A 25784-nucleotide genomic window follows, 5' to 3' on the forward strand; every position below is an offset into this window, starting at 1 on the left:
CACCCTATCTCAAATCACAAAACGCGCCACCATGGCGTTCAAATCCACTGCCAGGCGCGACAGTTCGTGGGTCGCTGCGCTGGTCTGGTTGGCGCCGGCGGCCGATTGAGTGGCCAAGTCGCGGATGTTGACCAGGTTGCGGTCGACTTCGCGCGACACCTGCGCCTGTTCTTCCGACGCGCTGGCGATGACCAGGTTGCGTTCGTTGATCTGGTGGATCGACTGGGTGATCTGCTCCAGCGCAACGCCGGCGGCGCGGGCCATTTCCAGGGTGGATTGGGTGCGCTGGTTGCTTTGTTGCATCGACGAAACCGCCTCGCCAGTGCCGTTCTGGATGCCGGCGACCATTTTTTCGATCTCTTGCGTCGACTGCGCGGTGCGATGAGCCAGCGCCCGCACTTCGTCCGCGACCACGGCAAAACCGCGTCCGGCTTCACCAGCACGCGCTGCTTCGATGGCGGCGTTGAGCGCCAGCAGGTTGGTCTGTTCGGCGATGGCGCGGATCACGTCGAGCACCTTGCCGATGTCGCGACCCTGTGCGGCGAGGCCTTCGATCATTTGCGAGGTGTTTTGCACGTCGTGGGTCATGGTCTGGATCGCGTCGACGGTTTTCACCACTTGATCGCGACCTTCGCGGGCGGCGTGAGTCGACTGGTTTGACGCTTCGGAGGTCGACACGGCGTTGCGCGCGACTTCCTCGACAGCGGCAGTCATTTCGTTGACGGCGGTGGCCGCTTGTTCGATTTCATTGTTCTGCTGTTGCAGGCCACGTGAGGCTTCTTCGGTCACGGCGCTGAGTTCTTCGGCAGCGGCACCCAGTTGCGTGGCGGACCCGGCGATCTGTTCGATGGTTTGGCGCAGGTTGGTTTGCATCGCTGCGAGGGCTTCGAGCAGGCGAGCCGGTTCGTCCTTGCCATCGACTTCGATGAGTTTGCTGAGGTTGCCGCCAGCAATGGTTCGCGCTGCTTCAACGGCGCGGTTCAGTGGGGTGACGATGCTGCGGGTCAGCAGCCAGGCCAGCAGCACGGTCGCCAGGGCAGCAACGACGGCGACAATGATGATGCCGGTGATGGCGCTGTCGTAATACTTGCCGGCCTGAATCGACGCGGCTTTTGCATCGGCAGCGTTCATTGCGATCAGCTTGTTGAGCTGCTCGCCCATCTGGTCGGTGCCGTCCTTGATGCGCGTGTTGATCAAGGTGCGCATTTCGTCGAGCTTGTCCTGACGCGACAGCTCCATCATCTGGTTCTGCGCCTGCAGGTAGTTGTCCAGCGTCGTGACGAATGTCTGGTAAAGCGCCCGTTCTTCCGGGCCTGCGGGCAGCGCGGCATAGCTGGCTTGAGCATTGCGCACTTTGTCCACCAACACATTGATGCGGGCCTGCGCCTCCTGCAAACCAGTGGGCTCGCGATTGACCAGTACACGGAACGACAGAATTCGCAGGCGCAGCACGTTTTCCGTCACCACGCTGAGTTGCGTCACGCTGGGCAGTTGCGTTAAGTCCATGTCGATTGACGCCTGGCGAATGATCGACATGCGGTTGACGGCGAACATGCCGAGCACGATCACCAGCAAGGCGATGAAGGCAAAACCGAGGAACGCACGGGGCGCGATATTCAGGTTACGCAAGGACATAGTTGGACTCTCGGAGGATAGAAACTACGAGCATCCATGCCGTGATCATCAGCCCGTGGGGCGGGCTTCAGTGCGGCGTCACTGTTTTTGAGATTTGTTGTGCGCGCCTATTGGCTGTATCGGCCAGGCTTGAGGAAGGATGTGGGTAAAGATGAAATATTTTTCAGGGTGTTGCGGCAATGAAACACCTGGCCGCCGATGTCGACAGCGCTTTATGTAGGAGCTTCCGAAGGCTGCGATCTTTTGATCCTGTTTTTCAAACATCAAGATCAAAAGATCGCAGCCTTCGGCAGCTCCTACAGTGCGGATGTCTCAGGGTTTTGCGGCGAGTTGCCACACGCGGGCGATATCGGTAGCGCGTTCGCGCAGCAGTCGTGGTGCTTCGGCGCAAGCTTGTTCGAGCGTCATCGGGCCGCTGGTCACGGCGAAAGCGGCATCGATGCCGTGGCCATAGAGTTCTTGATAACCGTCACCCAGGGTACCGGCGATAACGATCACCGGCACTGCATAGTGCTTGGCAATCCGCGCCACGCCGAACGGGGTTTTGCCACGAAGCGTCTGGGCATCGAAGCGCCCTTCGCCGGTAATCACCAGATCCGCGCCCTTGACGGCTTCGGCCAGCCCGACCAGTTCGGCAACCACCTCGACCCCGGCCTGAAACTGCGCGCCGAGAAATGCCTTGGCAGCAAAACCCAATCCCCCCGCCGCGCCACTGCCCGGTTCATCGCGCACGTCCTTGCCCAGCACTTCCGCGCACAATTGCGCGAAATGGCCGAGGGCCTGATCGAGTTGTTGCACCTGCGCGGGCGATGCCCCTTTCTGCGGGCCGAAAATCGCCGAGGCACCGTGCGGGCCGCACAGTGGATTGTTCACGTCCGCCGCGATATCAAACCGCACCTGCGCCAGACGCGGATCAAGCCCAGTCAAATCGACACGCGCCAACTGCGCCAATGCCAAACCGCCCGGCACCAGCGTTTGGCCTTGTGCGTCGAGCAATTTCACACCCAACGCCTGCATCGCCCCAGAGCCGCCATCGTTGGTGGCGCTGCCGCCAATCGCCAGGATCACCCGTTGCGCACCGGCATCCAGCGCGGCGCGAATCAGTTCGCCGGTGCCGAACGTGCTGCTGATGCACGCATCGCGTTGCCCCGGCGGCACCAGTTGCAAACCGCTCGCCTCGGCCATCTCAATGATTGCCGTGTGGTTGTGCGGCAACCAGCCCCACGCGGCATCAACTGCCGTGCCTAACGGGCCACGCACGCTAGTGCGGCGCAGCTCGCCCTCGCACGCCGCCAGAATCGATTCGACCGTGCCTTCGCCGCCGTCAGCCATCGGGCATTTGACCAGCGTCGCGTGCGGCCAGACTTGCGCCAGCCCCAGAGCAATGGCTTCGGCAACGCCTTGGGCACTCAGGCTGTCCTTGAACGAATCGGGGGCGATGACGATTTTCATGTGAATTCTCCAGTTCCAATGCCCTTCATGCTGCCAGTCGGCATGCGCATTGACGCCTGTCTGCTGCACAAGTGGCGCAGGCGTTTATTGTTCATTTCTACAAAAGGCCCGGGATTGCTGCTGAATGTTCCGACCCCATCGCTGGCAAGCCAGCTCCCACAGGGGGCCATTGCAAACACAGACCTGTAGGAGCTGCCGCAGGCTGCGATCTTTTGATCTTGGAAAAACAACATCAAAAGATCGCAGCCTGCGGCAACTCCTACAAGAGAGCCGGGTCTGTTTGGGGTAGGAGTTGCACACCCAGATACAACGCCAACATCCCCTCCAGCCTTAGCGGATCCACCCCGCTGATCCCGGCAATCCGCTCCATTCGGTAGCGCAAGCTGTTGCGATGAATGCCCAACGCATCGGCGCAGGCCTGACTCTGGCCATCGTGATCACACCAACTACGCAATGTCGCCAGCAATTGTCCGTTGCCGTCCTTGGCGATCACCTTGCGCAGGGGTTTGAGCAATTCATCGAGCGCATCGTCGTTGCGATGGCGCCAGAGCATGACCGGTAGACGATAGCGATTGAGGGTCAACAGGCGCGAATGTGGCAACACCTCGCGGCCATAGGCGAGCAGATCACCGACCCGGCGATAACAACGGCGCAACCCAGTGAGGCCATCCGCCTGCCCGCCGACGGCGATGCGCAGGATCTTCCAGCCGAGGCCGTCGAGCTTTTCAAGAAGGCGATCATGCTCGACGTGCTGACTGGCCGGCCGACACCACAGCAGCGACGACTTGGCCGAACTCACGCACCAACTGTCCGGGTATCGCGAGGTCAGCCAGGCACTCAGCGCTTCGACCGTTTGCCCCGGCCCGTGCTCAAGACCCAACTCGAACAGATACGGCACACGCGTCAATTGCGGCTTGAGCCCGAGTTGCTGCGCCTCGTCGACCAGACGCGGTGAATCCCCCGCTTCGCTCAGCAGCAAGGCGAGCAGATCATCGCAACGCTGGCGCCGCCATTGCTGTTCGGCCTGCTGATTGCGTTGGCCCACCAGCATTTCGGCGGTCATGCGCACCAGTTCGGCGTAAGTGCGCAGATGCTCTGGCTCGCCGGTAATGCCCAGCACACCGATCAAGCGCTGATCGAGCCACAGCGGCAGGTTGATCCCCGGCTGCACACCCTTCAAATGCATGGCTGTCGGCGCGTCGATCTCGACCACACGACCGTTGGCCAGCACCAACTGCGCACCTTCGTGTCGGGTGTTGATGCGCTCCGGCTCGCCGCTGCCGAGGATCAAGCCCTGGCTGTCCATGACGTTGACGTTGTACGGCAAAATGGCCATGGCCCGGTCGACGATGTCCTGAGCGAGGTCGTGATCGAGTTCGAACATAACGGCTGAAATCCTATTAAACAGGCGCGGACAGTTGGTCACCCGCACAGGGTCTGGTGGCAAACCCTGTGCTCAGGCACAAAGACAATCCGGCCAAAGGTGGCCGAGACTCTCAGGGCGATCAACGTTACCCTTTGCATCGCAAAAAATCATAATAAAGAGAGAGCCGCTATGTCGCAGAGCGCCGCAGCTACCCAGACCATCGACGACGATAAGAACGCCGTTTATAAACGCATTACCCTCCGCTTGATCCCCTTCATTTTCATCTGCTACCTGTTCAACTACCTCGACCGGGTAAACGTTGGATTCGCCAAACTGCAGATGCTCGACGCGTTGAAATTCAGCGAAACCGTGTACGGCCTCGGTGCCGGGATCTTCTTCATCGGCTACGTGCTGTGCGGCGTACCGAGCAATCTGGCCCTGACCAAATTCGGTCCTCGGCGCTGGATTGCGCTGATGATGATCACCTGGGGCACGCTGTCTACCTGCCTGTTGTTCGTCACCACGCCGACCGAGTTCTATACCCTGCGCCTGTTTACCGGTGCGGCCGAAGCCGGGTTCTTCCCGGGCGTTGTGCTGTATCTCTCGCAGTGGTTCCCGACCTTCCGCCGGGGCCGGATCATGGCGCTGTTCATGTCGGCGATACCGGTGTCCGGTCTGCTCGGCAGCCCGTTTTCGGGCTGGATTCTCAATCACTTCGCGGCGGGCCAGGGCGGTTTGGCCGGCTGGCAGTGGATGTTTTTGCTGCAAGGCATTCCGACCGTGGTGCTGGGCCTGCTCGCTTACTTCCTGCTGAGCGACAGTTTTGCCAACGCTAAATGGCTGACCGCGCACGAGCGTGCAGTACTGGAAGCGGATCAAGCCGAGGACCTGGCGAACAAACCGAAAACCACCACCGATTCGCTGTTGGCAGTGTTCAAGAACCCGGCGATCTGGGCGTTCGGCCTGATTTACTTCTGCATCCAGAGCGGCGTTTACGCGATCAACTTCTGGCTGCCGTCGATCATCAAGAACCTCGGTTTCAGCGATAACCTGGTGATCGGCTGGTTGAGTGCTATTCCGTATCTGCTGGCGGCCGTGTTCATGCTGGTGGTCGGCCGTTCTGCGGACCTGCGCAAAGAGCGGCGTTGGCATCTGGTGGTACCGATGCTGATGGGTGCGATCGGCCTGGTCATTGCGGTGAATTTCGCCGGCAACCCGGCTATCGCCATCCTGGGTCTGACCATCGCGACCATGGGCGCGCTGACCGGCCTGCCGATGTTCTGGCCGGTACCGACGGCCATGTTGAGTGCGGGCGCTGCTGCCGGAGGGTTGGCGTTGATCAACTCGATGGGGCAGATGGCCGGATTCCTCAGCCCGTACCTGGTGGGTTGGGTCAAAGACAGCACCGGATCGACGGATGCGGCGTTGTATCTGTTGGCGGGCGTGATTGTTGGCGGGAGTTTGTTGGCGTTGCGCATGACGCGGACGTTGCGCGCTTAAGCTTCAATGAGTGCAAAAACGGCCCTTTGTTGGGCCGTTTTCATTTTAGATCCGGCTCGGAACGGATCAAAGTCTCGCGAGAGTTTCTGCAGCCCCGCTGCTTCGCGGAGAGCCATTATTCGGACGACTACGCCAGTCGTTTCGTTGCAAGGCCGGAACCGATCGCAGGCGATTGAAAAAATCTCTGTAACATTTCTGATACCCTGCGCATCCCGCTTTTTTCCTATGAATTGAGCGCAATCAAAAAAACAAATCAGATCGTTCGAGACTGTTTCAGGATAAGTAAATGCTCAATCGCCCTTTTGAGTTTGCATGGAAGCCTTTGCGCGCGATATGGCATAAAGCACTCGGCGCCAATGATAAAACCGCAGAGGCCCCCTCGGCACAGGCCTCTGCGACCCAGCATCGCAAACCTGCCATTGAATACCGCGCAGACATAGACGGGCTGCGGGCGATTGCCGTTCTGCTGGTGTTGATTTTTCACGGCGGTTTAACGTTGTTTCCGTCGGGCTATATAGGCGTGGATATCTTCTTCGTGATTTCTGGGTATCTGACGACCTCGATCATCATGAAGTCGCTGGACAATGGGACGTTCAGCTTCTCGGGGTTCTACGCCCGTCGTATCTGGCGATTACAGCCGGCCATCATTGCGTTGCTGATAGTCACACTGATCATCACCACGTTGCTTTACTTGCCCGACGACTATGTCGATTTCCTGAAAAGCGCCAAGTACACCTCGTTACTCCTCTCTAACCAGTATTTTTCCAACGCGACAACCGGCTATGCCACACCCGATGCGGCGACCCTGCCTCTGCTGCACACCTGGTCGCTGGCCATCGAGTGGCAGTGGTATCTGGTCTTGCCTTTGGGCATCTGGCTGCTCAACCGCTATGTGGCGAAAAAAGCCTTCAAGGCGACCGTTCTCGGTTTAACCGTGGCGGCAATGGCGCTGGCCTTGTACTGGTCTCACACACTGGCGGATAAAAACTACTACCTCTTTACCGCTCGAATTTTCGAATTGATGATCGGCTCCTGTGCGGTGATTTTCAGCACGGACAAATTCAGGCTCAATCGGTTGAGTGCATCGCTGGTCTGTGCGCTTGCGCTGGCGACGATTCTCTACTGCGCGACGCGAGAAGATATCCTCGCGGGGTTTCCGGGTTACCACGCCATAGCGGTTTGTATCGCGACCGCAGCATTGCTTTTTCGGGGCATTGGCGATGCCAGCATTACTTCCAGAATACTGGCCTTCAAACCGCTGGTATTTATCGGCACCCTCTCCTACTCGTTGTACTTGTGGCACTGGCCAATCCTGGCGTTCGTGACCTATATCGGCATCACACTTACGCCGATGGTCACAGTCATCTACTTCGCCGCCACGTTTGTGATTGCCTGGCTTTCGTTCGTGCTTATCGAAAACAGATTCCGCAAGCCAAGGGCTGGCATTACCAAAACCCTGATATTGCTGATGCTGGTGCCCGCGATCGGACTTTCGTTACTGCACACTTCCGGCAAGAAGCACGATGGATGGCCCGAGCGTTTTGGCGAAGATTCGATCCAGGTCTTCAGTGGTCTGAAGGCTTATGTGCCCGCCCAACGGGAAAAATGCCTGGGTGTCAGTGATGGAACCGACCTTGGTTGCATCATGGGTGCCGCCCAGGCGGACCCGCAGGTATTTCTACTGGGTGATTCGTTTTCGAACCATTACTGGGGATTTGTTGAAACGCTGGCTAAAGACGCCAACCTGTCGGCACTCGCACAGGGTTACCCGGCGTGCCTGGCACTGCCCAAGGTTTACCTCTACGACGCGAAAAAATACAAGGGCGGGCTGTATCAAAAGTGCCATGCCGCCGCTCGGCAATATTACGACCTGATCAGCAAAAGCCATTTCGAGTACGTGATCGTTGGCCAATTCTGGGAGGCCTACCTGAACGCTGACATCGTCACGAAACAGGATGACCCTCGCAGCCTCGAACTGTCCCGACAACGCCTCGGCGTGGCGATCCGCGAAGCCCTGGATATCATCATCAAGTCGGGCGCCACGCCCATCTTCCTGATGAACACGATGCCAATGCCCGCGGGTATCAACGAATGCCTGTTGAAACGAGTCAAGTTGCGGGGCTGGATGGGAAGCACCGAGCAGAGCAGCCTGTGCGCCACCTCACCATGGTCGGGTGGCGAAGATCCGGTATTGGCGAAACTGTTCAGCGAACTGCAGGATGAGTACCCGGGTTTGATTGTTGTTGATCCGAAAGGTGTTCAATGCCAGGACGGCAATTGCGCGACGGTCATCGACGGTTTTCCGGTCTATCGTGACATTGGCCACGTGACCGACTATGCCTCTTACAAGCTCGGCCAAATGTACCTCAAGCGCTTCAGTAATCCGTTGAAGGGTACTCGGTAAGCTTTCTGCAGGAGGGGCCACGGGCTGCGATCTTTGATTCTGTTTTGGTAAAGCATGATCAAAAGATCGCAGCCTGCGGCAGCTCCTACAATGAATTCGACCCACCGTCGTATCGGATGTGTGGAATATTGAGCACTCGAGCAATATTCAGCACAAAAACCACGTATCCTTCGCGCCCCGTTTGATCACCCACCCGCGAGGACAGTTTGTCTAAAGGTATCGCTTTATCGGTTACAGCCTCGGTGCTGTTTGCCGTCATGTACTACTTCACTTCGTTGCTCACCCCGTTGAGCGGCGTGGAGATTTTCGGCTGGCGGATGCTCCTGACAGTGCCATGCATGACGGTGTTCATGCTGGTCTCCAGCGAATGGCGGCGGGTGCTGGAGTTGATTCGCCTGATGGCGGGCAAGCCAAAACTTATTGGCGGGTTGATCGTCTCGGCTGCGTTGCTCGGCGTGCAGTTGTGGCTGTTCATGTGGGCACCGCTCAACGGTTACAGCCTCGACGTGTCGCTGGGCTATTTCCTGCTGCCGCTGGCCATGGTGCTGACCGGGCGGATTGCCTATGGCGAGAGCCTGTCGTACCTGCAAAAGGTCGCGGTGTTCTTCGCAAGCCTGGGCGTGTTGAACGAGTTGTATCAGGTCGGCGGATTTTCCTGGGCGACGCTGGTGGTCGTGGTCGGCTATCCGCTGTACTTCGTGCTGCGCAAATACCTGAAAACCGATCACCTCGGCGGGCTGTGGGTCGACATGACCCTGATGCTGCCGGTCGCGTACTGGTTTGTGCAGAGTGGTGAGCAAGGCCTGGACGTGTTCAATCAATATCCGGGGTTGATGTGGCTGATTCCGCTGCTCGGGTTGATCAGTGCTTCGGCGCTGGTGGTGTACATCATTGCCAGCAGGTTGTTGCCGTTCAGTCTGTTTGGGTTGTTGAGTTATGTTGAACCGGTGTTACTGCTGGGTGTGGCGCTGATCCTGGGTGAAAGCATCAAGTCCACTGAGTGGCTGACCTACATTCCGATCTGGCTGGCGGTTGTGGTGCTGGTGTTTGAAGGGTTCAAGCATCTGATGCGCCAGCGCAGACCGTAAAAAGCAAAAGATCGCAGCCTTCGGCAGCTCCTACATCAGGAAGGTAAATCCCCTGTAGGAGCTGCCGAAGGCTGCGATCTTTTGATCTGAAAAAGCCTGGCCGATGCCAGGCTTTTTTATCGCTTACTCGGTCGCGAGTACACCACGGCGAACCTGGTCACGCTCGATCGATTCGAACAGTGCCTTGAAGTTGCCCTCACCGAAACCATCATCGCCTTTACGCTGGATGAATTCGAAGAACACCGGGCCCATCAGGGTTTCCGAGAAGATCTGCAGCAACAGTCGCTTGTCGCCCTGCTCCGATGAGCCATCGAGCAGAATGCCGCGCGATTGCAGTTGATCAACCGGCTCGCCGTGGTTCGGCAGACGGCCTTCGAGCATTTCGTAATAGGTTTCCGGTGGCGCGGTCATGAAGCGCATGCCGATCTTCTTCAGGTGATCCCAGGTCTTGATCAGGTCATCGGAGAGGAACGCGACGTGCTGGATGCCCTCACCGTTGAACTGCATCAGGAACTCTTCGATCTGCCCGGCGCCCTTGGACGACTCTTCGTTGAGCGGGATGCGGATCATGCCGTCCGGTGCGGTCATCGCTTTGGAGGTCAGGCCGGTGTATTCGCCCTTGATGTCGAAGTAGCGGATTTCGCGGAAGTTGAACAGCTTCTCGTAGAAGTTCGCCCAATAAGCCATGCGACCGCGATACACGTTGTGCGTCAGGTGGTCGATGATTTTCAGGCCGGCACCGACCGGATTGCGATCAACACCTTCGATAAACACGAAGTCGATGTCGTAGATCGAGCTGCCTTCGCCGAAACGGTCGATCAGGTACAGCGGCGCGCCGCCAATGCCTTTGATCGCCGGCAGGTTCAGCTCCATCGGCCCGGTTTCAATGTGGATCGGCTGGGCGCCGATTTCCAGTGCGCGCTTGTAGGCCTGCTGCGAATCCTTGACGCGGAACGCCATGCCGCACACCGACGGGCCGTGTTCGGCCGCGAAGTAGGAAGCCACGCTGTTCGGTTCGTTGTTGAGGATCAGGTTGATTGCGCCCTGACGATACAGGTGCACATTCTTGGAGCGGTGGGTGGCGACTTTGGTGAAGCCCATGATCTCGAAGATCGGCTCCAGAGTGCCAGGGACCGGCGATGCGAGCTCGATGAACTCAAAGCCCATCAGGCCCATTGGGTTTTCGTATAAATCGGTCATGGTGACGCCTCATCATTTCTTATCAATTAACCAGGGTTATTTGTCAGTAATGAGGTGGATGGGCGGCGCACAGGAGATGCCACGCACACTGCGGGCGAGGAAGTCACCGTAGATCAGTTGAAACCCGAATATCTTCATTGTCGACCCAAGGCTCTTGCGGGCGAGGCTTCTGCTGCCAGAAGACGAATTATTATTGTATGCGTAACCCGATTCTACACAGCGTAAACAGGGTTTGTCTGCCCTCTCTATAAAATCCGCTTTTCTGGCGACGGTGCAAGGGGTTTGTTGCACAGGTAAATGCCCGCCAGGATCAGTACGCCGCCCAGGCCCATGGCCAGCGTCAGTTGTTCGCCAAGCAACAAGGCGCCGAGAATCACCGCAGTCAATGGATTCAGGGCAATGAACACGCCAGAGCGGGTTGCACCGATTTTGCGGATGCCATCGTAGTAACCGATATAGGCCAGTGCCGAGCCGAAGACACCGAGGTAGAAGAGGCTCAGCCACTGCGGTGCGCCGAGCTCAATCAGCACCACCCAACTCAATTCGCCACGCACTGCTGCCAGCGTCCAGAGCATTGCCGTGCCGATCAGGATCGAGTACGTCACCGTCTGCACCGGGCCCAGCGTCTGGTTAAGGCGACGGGAAAACAGCGAATAAACACCCCAGCCGACCACGCACCCCAGAATCAGCAAATCGCCGACCCATGCGTCCGGCGTGGCAGCCAGCAATTGCGGATTACGACTGACGATCACCAGCCCGGCACCGACGATGCAGATTGCGATGCCAGCGACTTTCCCGCGCCCAAGGTGCTCCTTGAACAGCAGCCAGGAAGCGAGACCTATCACCGCGGGATTCAACGCGACAATCAACGAGGCTCGCGAAGCATTGATGTACTGCAAACCATAAAAGAAGCACAGGTTGTAAAAGAAGATGCCGAAGAACCCCAACACTGCCAACTGCAGCCACTCCCGCACAGAAGGTCGGGCCAACGGAATCCGCGCCAGCCATAGAAACCCCAGTAACGCGACACTGGCCAGCAAAAATCGCAGGCTGGCGGCGAAAATCGGATTAAGGCTGCCAGCCAGAAAGCGCGCGGCGACAAATGTTCCACCCCATATCATGGTGACTGCTGCCAATGTCAGATAAACCGGCGTTTCGGTTGGAGTTGGGTGGGTTCGCTCAACGTTTCGCATGACACTCCAAAAGGAAAAAGGACAAGATGGCGTATCATTCGCTTCATTCCTGATCATCGTAAAATGAGCATTCACTCATGACCCTCACTCAATTGGAGATATTCTCTCAGGTGGCCGAACTGCGCGGTTTCACGCTCGCCGCCCATCATTTGGGGATCTCACAGTCGGCGGTGTCTCACGCAATGAAGTTGCTGGAGCAGGAACTTGGCGTCGAACTGCTGCGCCGGCATCAGTCGCAAGTGGAACTCAGCGATATCGGCGAGCAATTGCTGCTGCGCGCCCGCGCCATGCTCGGTCTGGCCAATACGATGCGCCAGGAAGCCGCTGATGCCCGCGGCATGAAACGCGGCACGCTGCGCATCGGTTCGTTCGGCCCGACTTCATCAATCAAGTTGTTGCCGAATATTCTGCGGCACTATCGCCAAGCCCATCCGGGCATCGAAGTGCATATAGATGAGGGACCGGATCGGCAAGTCATCCAGTGGCTGGAAGAGCGGCGGATCGACATTGGTTTCGTGGTGCTGCCCGAAGAACGTTTCGACACTTTTGCCTTGATCGAAGATCAGATGGTCGCCCTGCTCCCCGCTGCGCATCCCCTCGCAACACGATCCGAGCTGAGCCTGAAAGCGCTTTGCGCTGATCCGTTCATTTTGACCGAGGCAGGGTCGTCGGAACTGGTGTCGCGATTGTTCAACGCCGCACGCCTGCAACCGAATATTCGTTATCGTTGTTCGCAATTGCTCAGTACGCTCGAGACGGTCAGCCGGGGCGATGCGATCACCGTGATTGCCGAGGCTTCGTTGCCAGACTCGCCAAATGCCGGTTACGTAAAAATACCGCTGTCGCCGGCGGTTAAACGCCAAGTCGGTCTCGCCGTCCTCGACCAGCGCCAGGCATCACCGGCAGCGCTCGCCTTTATTGCGTTGGCAAAACGCTTGAATCCGCAATGAGCGGCGCAAGTGTCATCTGCCATCTATCCTGCGCACTGGCTGAAGTGTTTTTCAGCGGTGCGCCGGTGCCCGGACCAAATTCGGGAGCCTCACTTTTTCGCGACAGGATGCGCCCATGCCGTTGACCGTCAGACCTCGCCGCAAACGTAGCGTGCGCATCGCCATCACCCTGCTCAGCGCCCTGCTGCCAGTTTTGTTGGGCAGCGTAATTCTGTACATGCAGGCCGAGCGCACCCTTGCGCAGAGTTCACAGAAGACTGCCGAAGAAGCGCTGCGCCAGTTCGAGTTGATGCTCGACAGCACAGCCCAGGCGGCCCGGGATCTGCTGCCGCTGGCCGGACAACCGTGTGAAACCGTCAAACTGGCCCTGCGCGAGCAAGTGACCCGCCGCCCTTTCGTGCGATCGACCAATCTTGTGTGGGACAACAATCTCTATTGCAGTTCGTTGTTCGGCGAGTTCAAGGAAGCTGTCAGAGCGGGCGACTATGTTCAGGGCAAGTTGTGGTTGATGAATGGTAATCCGGTCACACCGAACACCGCGCTACTGGTGTATCGACTCAGCGAAGGTCGCGGCGGTGCTCTGACGACACTGGATGGTTATCACCTGAGCAACATGCTGCGACTGATCGGCCGGCAAACACTGCTGTTATTGCAGGTGGGTGATAACTGGATGTCAGCCAATGGCCAGGTCCGCGAAGGCGTCCTGCCCGCGCTGCCAGTGGCGCACACAATGCTGGACTCTTCGCGTCATGCGTTCAGCGTGTCGGCGGGTTTTCCAAAGGGCGAAACCTGGCGCTACATGGCCGAACAGTACCCGCCATTGTTCAGCCTGTTGATGTTCTTCGGTGTGGTGTCGGGCGCTATCGGCCATGTCGTGCAGAAGCGCTCGACTTCACCGAGCCACGAAATGCTACGTGCTTTGGAGGCCGGCGAGTTCATTCCGTACTTCCAGCCTGTGGTGCACGGCGACAGCAAGAAATGGTCGGGCGCCGAAGTGTTGATGCGCTGGAATCACCCCAAGGAAGGCCTGGTGCGCCCGGACCTGTTTATCCCGTTCGCCGAGCACTCCGGGCTGATCGTACCGATGACCCGCGCCTTGATGCGGCAAACAGCGGCGCTGCTCGGGCCCCAGTCATCGACCTTTGCCGCACCGTTTCACATCGGTATCAACATTACCGCGAGCCATTGCCGGGATCTGCTACTGGTCGCGGATTGCCGTGAGTTTCTCGCAGCTTTTGCGCCCGACAGCGTTAGCCTCGTGCTGGAGTTGACCGAGCGCGAGCTGATCGAACCCACCGACATCACGCGCCAGCTGTTTGAGCAACTGCATGCACTGGGCGTGATGATCGCCATCGACGACTTTGGCACCGGGCACTCAAGCCTCGGTTACTTGCGTAAATTCAATGTGGATTTCCTCAAGATCGACCAGAGTTTTGTGGCCATGATCGGCGTTGACGCGCTTTCGCGGCACATTCTGGACACCATCATCGAACTCTCGGCCAAGCTTGATCTGGGCATTGTTGCCGAAGGTGTCGAAACACAGGCACAAGCCGATTATCTGACCGCGCATAACGTTAACTTCCTGCAAGGCTATCTGTACGGCAAACCCATGCCGGCAGCAGACTTCATTAGTGCATTAAGTCACCATTAACTAAATGGGCTTAAGCGAGATGCGCCGACAAGGCGCACAAAATTGATACAAAAGACCACTACGGTTACATGAGGACAACATCAGGATTTACTCCTGACGCATTAACAACTACAATTTTTCTTGCCTGTGCAAAGATTGGCAGGCGAGCCACTTATCACCGAGTCGCTACAAGGCTCCAGTTTTAAGCTTTGTTTGCGGTTGGTATCAGCCAAATACACTATTGGAGTAAAGATATTGTCCAGACTCGCTGAATTTCGTGCAGCTGAAAAGGCCCTTCAGGAACAGCTCAAGCAGTTGGAATCGCTGAAGAACGATGCCGGGCTCAAGAAAGAAATCGAATTCGAAGAAAAGCTCCAGGGGCTGATGAAAAACTACGGCAAGGGCCTTAAAGACATCATCGCCATTCTCGATCCGAATCCGGCCAAATCCTCGCTGCAAAGCTCTGCAGCACCAAAAACCCGCCGCGCTCGCGTGGTCAAGGTCTATCAGAATCCGCACACCGGCGAACTGATCGAGACCAAGGGCGGCAACCACCGCGGCCTGAAAGCCTGGAAGGAACAGTACGGTGCAGGCACCGTTGATTCCTGGTTGCGCGGTTAATCCGGCACCCATCAAAGCCCTGCATGACGCAGGGCTTTTTTATTGACAATATCTAACAAATGAAATGAATTTCATCGAGCAAGTTCCCACTCTTGTGTAACGTTACTGAGTCAAAAACCTAAACAATCTGCGGCATCATGTTGCGAGCGGCGCCAACGTTAAACTTTGTGCTTAATCCCTTTGGGCATCTAACACGACGCGAAGAGTACAGAGCCTAAAGTTTCAGGCTGTTTCTCACCGCGACTATCTCTTCTGCGCTCGCCTTATAAGCCTCGGCCTGACCAGCATAGGAAAGTACATAGGCCTTATCCGTCGCGACCGCCGCCACCAGTGTTTGCGATAACACATGCCGACCGTTTTCGGTCACCGTGCAAGTCGTCTCCAGCGCAGACAAAGAACCGAGCGTCGCCGGATGCACCTTGTTGCAGACACTCTGATAGCCACCCCGGAAAAAGTCTTTTTGTATCGACTTGCGCATTTCCAGCAAAACACCCTGCAAATTGACTTGATGACCCGTTTCAACCTGAGTCATGGTCAACTCCATTACCATCACCTGATTGCCATCGGCATCGTTCTTGACCGCCCGCTGGCGAGAAACCTGCGGTGCCGTATCGGCTAGTGCCTCCACCTCCCAGCCTGCGGGCCAGGTGATGCTCGGCTCTTCGGCAAACACGGTAGCGGCGGCCAGAAACAAGCCTAAGAAAACTAACGGAGTTTTAAACAGTCGGATCATTGCCGGGCGCACTCGAAGATAGAGCCGCAAAGTCTGAGCCCCGGCCGCGCGCACGGCAAGCCTGCCCTTTCATTTGGCGATGCCGGCAGGCATGCGTATCATTGCGCCCATCACTCGCCCATAGTTATTGGAGGGCCCATGAGCCTGCACGAACTGAACACTTTCCCCGGCGTCACTGCCACGCCAGACAGCGCAACCCGCAACTTCGTTTTCAACCACACCATGCTGCGCGTAAAGGACATCACCAAGTCGCTGGATTTCTACACCCGCGTGCTGGGTTTCTCGCTGGTTGAAAAGCGCGACTTCCCGGAAGCGGAATTCAGCCTGTATTTCCTGGCACTGGTCGACAAGGCGCAGATCCCGGCCGATGCCGCTGCTCGCACCGAATGGATGAAGTCGATCCCGGGCATTCTTGAGCTGACCCACAACCACGGCACCGAAAACGATGCTGATTTTGCCTATCACAATGGCAACACTGATCCGCGTGGTTTCGGCCACATCTGCATCTCGGTGCCGGATATCGTCGCAGCGTGTGAGCGTTTTGAAACGCTGGGCTGTGATTTCCAGAAGCGCCTCACCGATGGCCGCATGAAAAGCTTGGCGTTCATCAAGGATCCGGATGGTTACTGGGTCGAGATCATTCAGCCTGCGCCGATGTGAAAGGCGAAAAGCCCCTCACCCTAACCCTCTCCCAGAGGGAGAGGGAACTGACCGAGTTGTTTTTCAGAGCTACGCCGACCTGAGATATCGCGTCGAACTCAGATTTTGAAGAGCATACAAATCGGCTCCCTCTCCCTCGGGAGAGGGCTGGGGTGAGGGGCTGCATTTTCATGCACAATAAAAAACCCCATGATCGCTCATGGGGTTTTGTCTTTTCAGATCTGGCTTTTACGCCGGAGCCGAAGTTCGGATCAAGTGATCGAAAGCGCTCAGCGAAGCCTTCGCGCCCTCGCCCACTGCAATCACGATCTGCTTGTACGGCACAGTGGTCACGTCACCTGCAGCGAAGATGCCCGGGATCGACGTCTCGCCACGGTTATCGACGATGATTTCGCCACGCGGCGACAGCTCGATGGTGCCTTTGAGCCAGTCAGTGTTCGGCAGCAGACCGATCTGCACAAAAATCCCTTCCAGCTCGACAGTGCGCAACTCATCAGTGTTGCGATCCTTGTAGCGCAGGCCGTTGACCTTCTGGCCGTCGCCGGTGACTTCAGTGGTTTGCGCACTGGTGATCACGGTAACGTTCGGTAGGCTGTGCAGCTTGCGCTGCAACACGGCGTCGGCTCGCAATTGCACATCGAATTCCAGCAGCGTCACGTGAGCCACGATACCCGCCAGGTCGATGGCCGCTTCAACGCCAGAGTTACCGCCGCCGATCACCGCGACACGCTTGCCTTTGAACAGCGGGCCATCGCAGTGCGGGCAGTACGCCACGCCTTTGTTGCGATAGTCCTGCTCACCCGGCACGTTCATTTCACGCCACCGCGCACCGGTCGCCAGAATCACGCTCTTGGCTTTGAGGGTCGCACCGCTGGCGAAACGGATTTCATGCAGCTCGCCATTTTTACCCGGGATCAGCTTGTCGGCGCGTTGCAGGTTCATGATGTCGACGTCGTACTGCTTGACGTGTTCTTCCAGCGCCGTGGCCAGTTTCGGCCCTTCGGTTTCCTGCACGGAAATGAAGTTCTCGATAGCCATGGTGTCCAGCACTTGACCACCGAAACGCTCAGCCGCAACACCGGTGCGGATGCCTTTGCGTGCAGCATAAATTGCCGCCGACGCACCGGCCGGGCCACCGCCGACCACCAGCACGTCAAAGGCTTCCTTGGCGCTGATTTTCTCGGCCTGACGCTCGATGGCGCCGGTGTCGAGTTTGGCGAGGATCTCTTCCAGACCCATGCGGCCCTGGCCGAAGTTTTCGCCATTCAAGTAAATGCTCGGCACGGCCATGATCTTGCGGTCGTTGACTTCGTCCTGGAATAAGGCGCCGTCGATGGCGACGTGGCGGATGTTCGGATTAAGCACGGCCATCAGGTTCAGCGCCTGAACGACGTCCGGGCAGTTCTGGCAGGACAGCGAGAAATAAGTCTCAAAACTGAACTCGCCTTTGAGCGAACGAATCTGCTCGATTACTTCAACACTGGCTTTCGATGGGTGGCCACCGACTTGCAGCAGGGCAAGTACCAGCGAAGTGAATTCGTGGCCCATCGGGATACCGGCGAAACGCAGACTGATGTCGGCGCCCGGACGGTTGATCGAGAACGATGGCTTGCGAGCATCGTCACCGCTGTCGATCAAAGTAATTTGACTCGAAAGACTGGCAACGTCTTTCAGCAGGTCAAGCATTTCACGGGATTTCGCACCGTCGTCGAGGGAAGCAACGATCTCGATCGGCTGGGTGACCCGTTCCAGGTACGATTTCAACTGGGCTTTAAGATTGGCGTCCAACATACGGGCGATTTCCTTTGATTTGTTTCAGACATAAAAAAACGCCCGAGCGAATCTCGCCCGGGCGTTTTATTGGGCGGTGCAGCTAACTTAAGTAGGTGCGGAGTTCCGCCCTGAGTTGCGTGTCACGGACTTAGATCTTGCCGACCAGGTCCAGGGACGGAGCCAGAGTGGCCTCGCCTTCTTTCCACTTGGCTGGGCAAACTTCGCCTGGGTGAGCAGCAACGTACTGAGCAGCCTTGATCTTGCGCAGCAGCTCGGAAGCGTCACGGCCAACGCCGCCATCGTTCAGTTCAACGATTTTGATCTGGCCTTCAGGGTTGATCACGAAGGTGCCACGGTCAGCCAGGCCAGCTTCTTCAATCAGCACGTCGAAGTTGCGGGAGATCACCTGAGTCGGGTCGCCGATCATGGTGTACTGGATTTTGCCGATGGCTGGCGAAGTGTTGTGCCAGGCAGCGTGAGCAAAGTGGGTGTCGGTGGAAACGCTGTAGATCTCTACGCCCAGCTTCTGGAAAGCAGCGTAGTTGTCAGCCAGGTCTTCCAGCTCGGTTGGGCAAACGAAGGTGAAGTCGGCTGGGTAGAAAAACACGACCGACCACTTGCCTTTCAGGTCAGCGTCCGAGACTTGAACGAAGTCGCCGTTTTTGAACGCGGTAGCTTTGAACGGTTTTACTTGGCTGTTGATGATAGGCATTGATGACTCTCCGTCAGGGGTTATGAAGTTGATGGGGTGAATCCTACCCACTCACTCGACGGATGGCTCATTGGCAAACCTGATGCTGCTGATTTGTTTTCGCTATTAGCTGACTGTATTAATAGAAGAAAACGATCTCTAGGGCGTAACCGGTTTATCCGTAATCCGAGCCATCCCCTGGAATGGGCTGGCTTCAACATAACGCATGGCTGACTTCATATCCTTCCAGCCGACGTAACTCATCAACGATTTAAGGTCCCAGCCACTTTGATGGGCCCAGGTTGCAAAGCCGCGGCGCAATGAGTGACTGGTGTAGCGTTCGGCGGCAATCCCGGCGCGTTCCAGCGCCTGACGCAATAACGGGATGATGCTGTTGGCGTGCAGGCCCTCCTCGTTCAAATTGCCCCAACGGTCGATGCTGCGAAATACCGGGCCGCGCACGAGCGCAGCCTCGTTGATCCAGTCGATATAAGCCTGCACAGGACAGAGTTTGAGCAGTGCCGGAGTTTGATACGTCTGGCCGAGGTTTTCCCGATCGCCCTTGCTGCGCGGCAGATACAAAGTGATGCCGCTGCCGGCGTGCGCCTGCACATGCTCGATCTGCAAGCGGCACAACTCATCGCTACGAAAGCCACGCCAGAAGCCCAGCAGAATCAGCGCGCGATCCCGATAAGCCTTGAGCAATGACGGACGATCCTGCTGCGCCTTCGCGTCCTGAGCTTCCTGCTCCAGCCATTCGATGACTCTCTGCAAATCCTGCAGTTGCAAAGGTTCGGCCTGTTTTTCCTGCGCCGGATGCAGCGCCCGAATGCCTTTGAACACTTTGCGCACCACAGGGGCTTTCGTCGGGTCGGCAAAACCCTGGCTGTTGTGCCACTGCGCCAGCGCCGACAGACGCAGCTTCAACGTATTGATCGCCAGCACACCCGCATGCTCGACCAGATACCGCGCAACGCTGTCGGCTGTGGCCGGCAGAAATCCACCCCACGTAATTTCGAAATGCTCAATGGCGGCACGATAGCTGCGGCGGGTGTTGTCACGGGTGGCGGCTTGCAGATAGCGATCCAGATCGCTCATGGGCTGTTTTCTCGCTGGCGTACTGATTCAAGGGTATCGAAACGCATTTTGCCGTCTGACACTGGGTAATACCAGTATATCCCGCCTCTTAAATATCAAAGATTTAACTTTATTTTCAGCATGGTACACTGCGTACTTGAGTGGCATGTACCACAGTACGTAAACGTAGGAGTTCACATGGCCCGTGGCGGCATTACCAAAGCACTGGTTCAGATCGCGCGCACAGCGATCCTGGCCCGCGGCGAACACCCGAGCATCGATGCAGTACGCATTGAAATGGGCAATACCGGCTCCAAAACCACGATCCATCGTTATCTGAAAGAGCTGGATGACGGCGCCCAGCCAATCGAAGCGTCGGCAGAGCCTATTGATGACGAACTGACCGCACTGGTTTCGCGCCTTGCTCAGCGCCTTAAAGAACAGGCACAAGAACCCATCGAACAGGCTCGCGAGCAGTTTGAGGAGCAACGCGAGGCACTCGAATCCGAACTGAAACAGGTTCGCCACGCTCTCGAGCAACTGGAGCATCAGCACGAGATTCAAGGCGCGGCACTGGAGCGCGAATCGGAAGCGCTGGGCAGCACCCGCTCGATGCTGCAAACCGAGCAAACCCGCAATGCCGGGCTGAATCAGGCATTGGCCGACTTTGAATTGCGCTTGCAGGACAAGGACGAGCAGATCCGCTCGCTGGAAGAAAAGCACCTACACGCCCGCGATGCGCTGGAGCACTACCGCAACGCCACCAAGGAACAGCGCGAGCAGGAACAGAGCCGCCACGAAGGCCAGGTGCAGCAGATTCAGGCGGAGCTGCGTCAGGCGCAGCAAAGCGCGCTGGTGCGCCAGGATGAAATTACCCAACTGCATCGCGACAACGAACGCTTGCTCACCGAGAACCGTGGCACTCAACGCGAACTCAGCCTGATGCAAGACCAGCTCAAGCACAGCAACCAGCGACAAGATCAACTGCTCGAACAAGCCACTCGCGTTGACAGCGAGCGCACCCTCCTCCAGGAACGTCTGCGTGTGGCAACACTGGAAAGCCAGACACTCAAGCAGAGCGTCGAAGAGCAGACGCTGCTGAATCAGTCACTGGAAAAGGAATTGACCAAGGCTCAAGCGAGTCTGGAAGACAGCCTGCGTCTGGCGGCTACCGTTGCGGCAGCGCCAGACTCGGCCAAACCGAAAGACGCTTAAGCGCCGACCGGTGTACGCATGGTGACAAACTCTTCGGCGGCCGTCGGGTGCACCCCGATCGTGTCGTCGAAGTCGCGCTTGGTCGCGCCAGCCTTCAGCGCAATCGCCAGGCCCTGGACGATTTCGCCCGCATCCGGGCCGACCATGTGGCAGCCAAGAACCTTGTCAGTCTTGCCGTCGACCACCAGCTTCATCAGCGTTTTCTCCTGACACTCAGTCAGGGTCAGCTTCATCGGCCGGAAACGGCTCTCGAAGATCACCACGTCGTGACCCGCGTCGCGCGCCTCTTCTTCGGTCAAACCGACCGTGCCGATGTTCGGCAGGCTGAACACTGCCGTCGCGATCATCTTGTAATCCACCGGACGGTATTGCTCCGGCTTGAACAGACGCCGCGCCACCGCCATGCCCTCGGCCAATGCCACAGGCGTCAGTTGCACACGACCAATTACATCGCCCAACGCCAGAATCGAAGGTTCCGTGGTCTGGTATTGCTCATCGACCTTGATGAAACCTTTGTCGGTGAGTTGAACATCGGTGTTTTCCAGCCCCAGGTTGTCCAGCATCGGACGGCGACCGGTCGCGTAGAAAATGCAATCAGCCTCCAGCACTCGACCATCCTTGAGCGTGGCTTTCAAACTGCCGTCAGCCTGCTTGTCGATGCGCGCAATGTCGGCGTTGAATTGCAGATCCATGCCGCGCTTGGTCAGCTCTTCTTGCAAGTGCTTGCGCACCGAACCATCAAAGCCGCGCAGGAACAGATCGCCGCGATACAGCAATGTGGTGTTGGCGCCGAGACCGTGGAAGATTCCGGCAAACTCGACCGCGATATAACCACCACCCACTACCAAAACACGCTTGGGCAGTTCTTTGAGGAAAAACGCCTCATTGGAACCGATCGCATGTTCATGCCCCGGAACCTCTGGAATCTGCGGCCAGCCACCGGTAGCGATCAGAATATTTTTCGCGGTGAAACGCTCACCGTTGACCTCGACTTCATGCGGACCAACGATCTTCGCGTGCGCTTCGTGCAGGGTCACGCCGCTGTTCACCAGCAGATTGCGATAAATGCCATTGAGGCGATTGATCTCGCGATCCTTATTGGCGATCAGCGTCGCCCAATCGAAATTCGCCTCACCCAGACTCCAGCCGAAACCGGACGCCTGCTCGAAGTCTTCGGCGAAATGCGCGCCGCAAACCAGCAGCTTCTTCGGCACGCAACCCACGTTGACGCACGTCCCGCCCAGATAACGGCTTTCAGCCACCGCTACTTTCGCGCCGAAACCGGCAGCAAACCGCGCAGCCCGCACACCGCCGGAACCTGCACCAATCACATAAAGGTCAAAATCGTAGGCCATCTCTATCTCCTCGGCAGGCGATCAGCATACCTGCAGACACCCATTGGGCAAGCACTGCCATCCATATGAGGGCTGAAAATGAAAAAGCCACCCGAAGGTGGCTTTCTCGTACAGACGGATCAAGCGCTCTTAGTAAGCCTTGCCAGTCTTGTAGAAGTTCTCGAAGCAGAAGTTGGTCGCGTCAATGTAGCCTTCAGCGCCACCGCAGTCGAAACGCTTGCCTTTGAACTTGTAGGCCATTACGCAGCCGTTCTGGGCTTGTTTCATCAGGGCGTCAGTGATCTGGATTTCGCCGCCCTTGCCTGGCTCGGTCTGCTCAAGCAGGTCAAAAATGTCCGGAGTCAGGATGTAGCGACCGATGATTGCCAGGTTCGATGGCGCATCTTCCGGCTTTGGCTTCTCGACCATGCTGTGAACGCGGTAGATGTCGTCGCGAATCATCTCACCGGCAATTACGCCGTACTTGTGAGTTTCTTGCGGATCGACTTCCTGAATGGCCACGATCGAGCAGCGGAACTGCTTGTACAGCTTGACCATCTGGGTCAGTACGCCGTCGCCTTCGAGGTTGACGCACAGGTCATCCGCCAGTACCACGGCGAACGGTTCGTCACCGATCAGCGGGCGGCCGGTCAGGATGGCGTGGCCCAGGCCTTTCATTTCGGTCTGACGGGTGTAGGAGAACGAGCACTCGTCCAGCAGCTTGCGGATGCCGACCAGGTATTTTTCCTTGTCGGTGCCTTTGATCTGGTTTTCCAGCTCGTAGCTGATGTCGAAGTGGTCTTCCAGGGCGCGTTTGCCACGACCGGTAACGATCGAGATTTCAGTCAGGCCAGCGTCCAGAGCTTCTTCAACGCCGTACTGGATCAGTGGCTTGTTTACCACCGGCAGCATTTCTTTAGGCATGGCTTTAGTCGCTGGCAGGAAGCGAGTACCGTAACCGGCTGCTGGGAACAAGCATTTCTTGATCATATAAGTCCTTGAAAAGGCTGTGTGTACGAGTTTCGGCGCAGTCTAATCAGGCGGCGTGCACCTTACAATGCCCCGCACTGGCTAACCGATGCCAACATAGAGAAATATTCTCGCCGATAGTTCCATCGGCATCTGCAGACCATCGCTCAGCTTAGCTCAAAGTGACCGACGAGCTGGATTACCATACGCTCATCGCCCCCATTGTGAACATTTTGCCGGTATCATGGCGACTTTGAATCAGCGAACGAGACAGATTAGATGGCCGCCGTAAAAATCATCAACGGGTATGTGATCGACAAGAAAGACGGAAAGTGGACGCTCACCACGACCAATGGCGAACACATTGCCGGGCCTTTCGACAGCGAGCAGATGGCGACTGATGTAGCGTCGGTATTTACTGACACCCCTGCGTCGGCAAAGCGCCGCGGCAAAGATCAGGACTGATCTGCTGCGAAGCGCCGCAAGCCCTGCCGTGAGCAGGGCTTTTTTGTGCCTGACACACGACCGTCGAAAACAAGTGGCCAATCGCTATAACCTTTTCATACCGGCGCTGTCAGAGCGTCTAGTCCCCCACCGCTGAAGACGACACAACTATGAACATGAACAGATTTTTGCCACTGATCGCGGTACTGGTATTGAGCGGCTGCGCCACATCCCAACCGACCACCCTGAACAACGGCGAACAGGGGCTGACCATCGACTGCTCCGGTGAAGCCAATTCCTGGGCCACCTGCTATGAAAAGGCTGACGCCTCCTGCGCAGGCACGGGCTACCGCATCGTCGGCACTGACGGCACACCGGCGCCGAAGGAAAGCGAAAAAACTTTGGGCGTCGATGTCGGCAACTACAAAAACCGCAGCGTGGTAGTGGTCTGCAAATAGACTCTACATGTGAATTTCCGCGAACTTGATCCCGAGTCCGCGTACGACTTCGATCAGATCGTCGAGCCGATTGAAAGACTCGACTTCGTCGTTATCGTCCACCAGGAAATAACTGCGCCCGGCGCTTTTCTTGAAAAATACGATCCATTCCCCGGAATTTGCCGGGTTCTGAATGACATGTGTGGCAGAGATCAGGCCCTCTGCATGGCGTTCCCGCACTTGCTCTCGCTTCATCGCGACTCCAGAAATGAAAATGCCGTCACAGCATGACTGTGACGGCATTGATGCTGATGACCAATAGTCTATCAGCCGGAAATACAGGCGTTGGCCGCGTTACGCACATCACGTGGGCGCACCGGCACATTCGACATGCGCTCATGCAGCTTGATACTGCTACCGCCGGAGCGATCTTCGATATCAAACACGGCGGCCGGGCCAGAGGACAGTTTGCCCGGAACAATCACGCGAACCCCCTCCTTTTGCGGCTGTATCTGCAGCGCGCCGCGGCTGTCCGCCAGTTTTTCGGTCAGGCACTGCGCATACTCATGGGGCTTCTTGCCGGAAATTACGCTCACGGTCGGTAGCGTTTCATTGATTTCGGAAACGTTCGCACAGCCACCCATAGCCAAAACCAACGGCAGACACACCACACCCCACTTCATAAAAAACCTCCGTTAAAGACCGTCCGACAGCACAAATGCCGTTTTTCTCCGGGGCCTTCTGCATTTAACCCGCATCCAATCGCGAATATCTGTTCAAAATTGTCAAACCAACGCCCGACGGCCAGATAATAACCCGTGCAGGCTGATAAACTGCGCCCAATTACAAGCTATCGTTTTGATTTTGTAGAAAAAGCCCTTCTGGAGGCGCCCATGAAATTCATTCACCAGCGCGAACACCTCAACGAAGACGACATCGTCGTCATCCAATGCTCGCAAACCTGCAACATCCGTTTGATGAGCGACGCCAACTTCCGCAGCTTCAAAAATGGCGGTCGTCACTCCTACCACGGCGGCGCTTTCGACACGTTCCCGGCCCGCATCACCGCGCCGAGCACCGGTTTCTGGAACATCACCATCGACACCGTCACCACCCGGGCAATCAGCGTTACACGCAAACCGACGCTGACGCATTCGATCAAGATCATCCGCCGCTCCAGCTCCAAACTCAGCTGAGCCGCCCCGCCCACACAGACAGGTATTCATGACCGTGGCCCAAACGACCAAATACGTCATCAAGTACAAGCTCAACGGCGAGCGCCGTTTCGAGTTCGCGCAACTGGAAAACGGCACCGAGGAAGAAGCCAAGGCTGCTCTCGACGCAATCCACGGGCAGACTGAAGATGTGATCAGCGATATCGCCGTCAGCAAGGCGCTGTAACGCACCGACAG

At 57.3% G+C, this 25784-nt stretch carries 25 protein-coding genes; 12 read left to right on the plus strand and 13 right to left on the minus strand.

Going from position 1 to position 25784, the window contains the following annotated elements; all coding sequences use genetic code 11:
- Positions 1-9: 9 nt before the first annotated feature.
- From ICA15_RS07060 to ICA15_RS07070, 3 genes are all read right to left on the minus strand, one after another.
- Positions 10-1635: a methyl-accepting chemotaxis protein gene (locus ICA15_RS07060; RefSeq protein ID WP_210552822.1), complete on the minus strand. Its 1626-nt coding sequence runs from the start codon at positions 1633-1635 to the stop codon at positions 10-12.
- Positions 1636-1947: 312 nt separating this feature from the next.
- Entirely contained in the window at positions 1948-3087 is a 1140-nt protein-coding gene (locus ICA15_RS07065; RefSeq protein ID WP_210552823.1) for a glycerate kinase, read from the minus strand.
- 259 nt (positions 3088-3346) lie between these two features.
- Complete coding sequence (locus ICA15_RS07070; RefSeq protein ID WP_210552824.1) at positions 3347-4471, minus strand: sugar diacid recognition domain-containing protein; 1125 nt, start codon at positions 4469-4471, stop codon at positions 3347-3349.
- 171 nt (positions 4472-4642) lie between these two features.
- On the opposite strand from ICA15_RS07070, the gene ICA15_RS07075 reads away from it, so the two are divergent.
- From ICA15_RS07075 to rarD, 3 genes are all read left to right on the plus strand, one after another.
- Positions 4643-5953: an MFS transporter gene (locus ICA15_RS07075; RefSeq protein WP_210552825.1), complete on the plus strand. Its 1311-nt coding sequence runs from the start codon at positions 4643-4645 to the stop codon at positions 5951-5953.
- 286 nt (positions 5954-6239) lie between these two features.
- Complete coding sequence (locus tag ICA15_RS07080; protein WP_210552826.1) at positions 6240-8357, plus strand: acyltransferase family protein; 2118 nt, start codon at positions 6240-6242, stop codon at positions 8355-8357.
- 206 nt (positions 8358-8563) lie between these two features.
- Positions 8564-9445, plus strand: coding sequence for an EamA family transporter RarD (gene rarD / locus ICA15_RS07085; RefSeq protein WP_210552827.1), 882 nt, complete (start codon positions 8564-8566; stop codon positions 9443-9445).
- 123 nt (positions 9446-9568) lie between these two features.
- Here rarD and hppD read toward each other — a convergent pair whose 3' ends face one another.
- Together hppD and ICA15_RS07095 are read right to left on the minus strand one after the other, a co-directional pair.
- On the minus strand, positions 9569-10645 hold the full coding sequence (gene hppD, locus ICA15_RS07090; RefSeq protein WP_150615500.1) for a 4-hydroxyphenylpyruvate dioxygenase: 1077 nt from the start codon (positions 10643-10645) through the stop codon (positions 9569-9571).
- Positions 10646-10890: 245 nt separating this feature from the next.
- Positions 10891-11838, minus strand: a complete 948-nt coding sequence (locus tag ICA15_RS07095) for a DMT family transporter (RefSeq protein WP_210552828.1) — start codon at positions 11836-11838, stop codon at positions 10891-10893.
- Between the two features lie 77 nt (positions 11839-11915).
- Here ICA15_RS07095 and ICA15_RS07100 point away from each other — a divergent pair, with 77 nt between their 5' ends.
- The 3 genes from ICA15_RS07100 (at position 11916) to ICA15_RS07110 (ending at position 15039) form a co-directional block, all read left to right on the plus strand.
- The gene (locus ICA15_RS07100; protein ID WP_210552829.1) at positions 11916-12788 is read left to right on the plus strand and encodes a LysR family transcriptional regulator; all 873 of its coding nucleotides are present in this window, start codon (positions 11916-11918) and stop codon (positions 12786-12788) included.
- 115 nt (positions 12789-12903) lie between these two features.
- A complete protein-coding gene (locus ICA15_RS07105) occupies positions 12904-14439 on the plus strand; it encodes a cyclic diguanylate phosphodiesterase (RefSeq protein WP_210552830.1) in 1536 nt (511 codons plus the stop codon).
- Between the two features lie 234 nt (positions 14440-14673).
- Positions 14674-15039: a histone-like nucleoid-structuring protein, MvaT/MvaU family gene (locus ICA15_RS07110; protein ID WP_150603796.1), complete on the plus strand. Its 366-nt coding sequence runs from the start codon at positions 14674-14676 to the stop codon at positions 15037-15039.
- Between the two features lie 214 nt (positions 15040-15253).
- Here ICA15_RS07110 and ICA15_RS07115 read toward each other — a convergent pair whose 3' ends face one another.
- Positions 15254-15772 (minus strand): DUF4946 domain-containing protein, encoded by a 519-nt coding sequence (locus ICA15_RS07115; RefSeq protein WP_150615495.1) that lies wholly within the window; start codon positions 15770-15772, stop codon positions 15254-15256.
- Between the two features lie 138 nt (positions 15773-15910).
- On the opposite strand from ICA15_RS07115, the gene gloA reads away from it, so the two are divergent.
- The gene (gene gloA, locus ICA15_RS07120; RefSeq protein ID WP_210552831.1) at positions 15911-16432 is read left to right on the plus strand and encodes a lactoylglutathione lyase; all 522 of its coding nucleotides are present in this window, start codon (positions 15911-15913) and stop codon (positions 16430-16432) included.
- Between the two features lie 228 nt (positions 16433-16660).
- On the opposite strand, the gene ahpF is transcribed toward gloA, so the two are convergent.
- The 3 genes from ahpF to ICA15_RS07135 form a co-directional block, all read right to left on the minus strand.
- Positions 16661-18223, minus strand: a complete 1563-nt coding sequence (ahpF, locus tag ICA15_RS07125; RefSeq protein WP_210552832.1) for an alkyl hydroperoxide reductase subunit F — start codon at positions 18221-18223, stop codon at positions 16661-16663.
- Positions 18224-18353: 130 nt separating this feature from the next.
- A complete protein-coding gene (ahpC, locus tag ICA15_RS07130; protein ID WP_007958941.1) occupies positions 18354-18917 on the minus strand; it encodes an alkyl hydroperoxide reductase subunit C in 564 nt (187 codons plus the stop codon).
- 138 nt (positions 18918-19055) lie between these two features.
- Positions 19056-19994: a site-specific integrase gene (locus ICA15_RS07135; protein WP_150615492.1), complete on the minus strand. Its 939-nt coding sequence runs from the start codon at positions 19992-19994 to the stop codon at positions 19056-19058.
- Between the two features lie 177 nt (positions 19995-20171).
- On the opposite strand from ICA15_RS07135, the gene ICA15_RS07140 reads away from it, so the two are divergent.
- Positions 20172-21188, plus strand: a complete 1017-nt coding sequence (locus ICA15_RS07140; RefSeq protein WP_210552833.1) for a DNA-binding protein — start codon at positions 20172-20174, stop codon at positions 21186-21188.
- Here the strand turns inward: ICA15_RS07140 and gorA are convergent.
- Positions 21185-22543 (minus strand): glutathione-disulfide reductase, encoded by a 1359-nt coding sequence (gene gorA, locus ICA15_RS07145; protein ID WP_210552834.1) that lies wholly within the window; start codon positions 22541-22543, stop codon positions 21185-21187. The two genes, ICA15_RS07140 and gorA, sit on opposite strands and share 4 nt — an antisense overlap.
- A 129-nt stretch (positions 22544-22672) precedes the next feature.
- Positions 22673-23512 (minus strand): UTP--glucose-1-phosphate uridylyltransferase GalU, encoded by an 840-nt coding sequence (gene galU, locus ICA15_RS07150; RefSeq protein ID WP_150591994.1) that lies wholly within the window; start codon positions 23510-23512, stop codon positions 22673-22675.
- A gap of 258 nt (positions 23513-23770) precedes the next feature.
- Between galU and ICA15_RS07155 the strand changes: the two genes are divergently transcribed.
- Both ICA15_RS07155 and ICA15_RS07160 read left to right on the plus strand, forming a co-directional pair.
- On the plus strand, positions 23771-23956 hold the full coding sequence (locus ICA15_RS07155) for a hypothetical protein (RefSeq protein WP_007912238.1): 186 nt from the start codon (positions 23771-23773) through the stop codon (positions 23954-23956).
- Positions 23957-24105: 149 nt separating this feature from the next.
- A complete protein-coding gene (locus ICA15_RS07160; protein ID WP_080896026.1) occupies positions 24106-24393 on the plus strand; it encodes a hypothetical protein in 288 nt (95 codons plus the stop codon).
- 3 nt (positions 24394-24396) lie between these two features.
- Here the strand turns inward: ICA15_RS07160 and ICA15_RS07165 are convergent, their stop codons facing one another.
- Together ICA15_RS07165 and ICA15_RS07170 are read right to left on the minus strand one after the other, a co-directional pair.
- Positions 24397-24627, minus strand: a complete 231-nt coding sequence (locus ICA15_RS07165; RefSeq protein WP_150602362.1) for a hypothetical protein — start codon at positions 24625-24627, stop codon at positions 24397-24399.
- A 71-nt stretch (positions 24628-24698) separates the two neighbouring features.
- A complete protein-coding gene (locus ICA15_RS07170) occupies positions 24699-25055 on the minus strand; it encodes a hypothetical protein (RefSeq protein ID WP_150602363.1) in 357 nt (118 codons plus the stop codon).
- A 210-nt stretch (positions 25056-25265) separates the two neighbouring features.
- Between ICA15_RS07170 and ICA15_RS07175 the strand changes: the two genes are divergently transcribed.
- Both ICA15_RS07175 and ICA15_RS07180 read left to right on the plus strand, forming a co-directional pair.
- Complete coding sequence (locus ICA15_RS07175; RefSeq protein WP_042559354.1) at positions 25266-25568, plus strand: DUF1883 domain-containing protein; 303 nt, start codon at positions 25266-25268, stop codon at positions 25566-25568.
- Between the two features lie 28 nt (positions 25569-25596).
- Positions 25597-25773, plus strand: coding sequence for a hypothetical protein (locus ICA15_RS07180; protein WP_191626414.1), 177 nt, complete (start codon positions 25597-25599; stop codon positions 25771-25773).
- The last annotated feature ends 11 nt before the right edge of the window (positions 25774-25784 follow it).

The organism is Pseudomonas sp. P116 (genome assembly GCF_020149425.1).
Classification (GTDB): Bacteria; Pseudomonadota; Gammaproteobacteria; order Pseudomonadales; family Pseudomonadaceae; genus Aquipseudomonas; species Aquipseudomonas anatoliensis.

Excerpts from the sequence above, each read along its gene's own strand:
- ICA15_RS07060 (WP_210552822.1), bottom strand. The coding sequence starts at position 1,635 with ATGTCCTTGCGTAACCTGAATATCGCGCCCCGTGCGTTCCTCGGTTTT.
- ICA15_RS07065 (WP_210552823.1), bottom strand. The coding sequence starts at position 3,087 with ATGAAAATCGTCATCGCCCCCGATTCGTTCAAGGACAGCCTGAGTGCC.
- ICA15_RS07070 (WP_210552824.1), bottom strand. The coding sequence starts at position 4,471 with ATGTTCGAACTCGATCACGACCTCGCTCAGGACATCGTCGACCGGGCC.
- ICA15_RS07075 (WP_210552825.1), top strand. The coding sequence starts at position 4,643 with ATGTCGCAGAGCGCCGCAGCTACCCAGACCATCGACGACGATAAGAAC.
- ICA15_RS07080 (WP_210552826.1), top strand. The coding sequence starts at position 6,240 with ATGCTCAATCGCCCTTTTGAGTTTGCATGGAAGCCTTTGCGCGCGATA.
- hppD (WP_150615500.1), bottom strand. The coding sequence starts at position 10,645 with ATGACCGATTTATACGAAAACCCAATGGGCCTGATGGGCTTTGAGTTC.
- ICA15_RS07095 (WP_210552828.1), bottom strand. The coding sequence starts at position 11,838 with ATGCGAAACGTTGAGCGAACCCACCCAACTCCAACCGAAACGCCGGTT.
- ICA15_RS07100 (WP_210552829.1), top strand. The coding sequence starts at position 11,916 with ATGACCCTCACTCAATTGGAGATATTCTCTCAGGTGGCCGAACTGCGC.
- ICA15_RS07105 (WP_210552830.1), top strand. The coding sequence starts at position 12,904 with ATGCCGTTGACCGTCAGACCTCGCCGCAAACGTAGCGTGCGCATCGCC.
- ICA15_RS07115 (WP_150615495.1), bottom strand. The coding sequence starts at position 15,772 with ATGATCCGACTGTTTAAAACTCCGTTAGTTTTCTTAGGCTTGTTTCTG.
- gloA (WP_210552831.1), top strand. The coding sequence starts at position 15,911 with ATGAGCCTGCACGAACTGAACACTTTCCCCGGCGTCACTGCCACGCCA.
- ahpF (WP_210552832.1), bottom strand. The coding sequence starts at position 18,223 with ATGTTGGACGCCAATCTTAAAGCCCAGTTGAAATCGTACCTGGAACGG.
- ahpC (WP_007958941.1), bottom strand. The coding sequence starts at position 18,917 with ATGCCTATCATCAACAGCCAAGTAAAACCGTTCAAAGCTACCGCGTTC.
- ICA15_RS07135 (WP_150615492.1), bottom strand. The coding sequence starts at position 19,994 with ATGAGCGATCTGGATCGCTATCTGCAAGCCGCCACCCGTGACAACACC.
- ICA15_RS07140 (WP_210552833.1), top strand. The coding sequence starts at position 20,172 with ATGGCCCGTGGCGGCATTACCAAAGCACTGGTTCAGATCGCGCGCACA.
- gorA (WP_210552834.1), bottom strand. The coding sequence starts at position 22,543 with ATGGCCTACGATTTTGACCTTTATGTGATTGGTGCAGGTTCCGGCGGT.
- galU (WP_150591994.1), bottom strand. The coding sequence starts at position 23,512 with ATGATCAAGAAATGCTTGTTCCCAGCAGCCGGTTACGGTACTCGCTTC.
- ICA15_RS07155 (WP_007912238.1), top strand. The coding sequence starts at position 23,771 with ATGGCCGCCGTAAAAATCATCAACGGGTATGTGATCGACAAGAAAGAC.
- ICA15_RS07160 (WP_080896026.1), top strand. The coding sequence starts at position 24,106 with ATGAACATGAACAGATTTTTGCCACTGATCGCGGTACTGGTATTGAGC.
- ICA15_RS07165 (WP_150602362.1), bottom strand. The coding sequence starts at position 24,627 with ATGAAGCGAGAGCAAGTGCGGGAACGCCATGCAGAGGGCCTGATCTCT.
- ICA15_RS07170 (WP_150602363.1), bottom strand. The coding sequence starts at position 25,055 with ATGAAGTGGGGTGTGGTGTGTCTGCCGTTGGTTTTGGCTATGGGTGGC.
- ICA15_RS07175 (WP_042559354.1), top strand. The coding sequence starts at position 25,266 with ATGAAATTCATTCACCAGCGCGAACACCTCAACGAAGACGACATCGTC.
- ICA15_RS07180 (WP_191626414.1), top strand. The coding sequence starts at position 25,597 with ATGACCGTGGCCCAAACGACCAAATACGTCATCAAGTACAAGCTCAAC.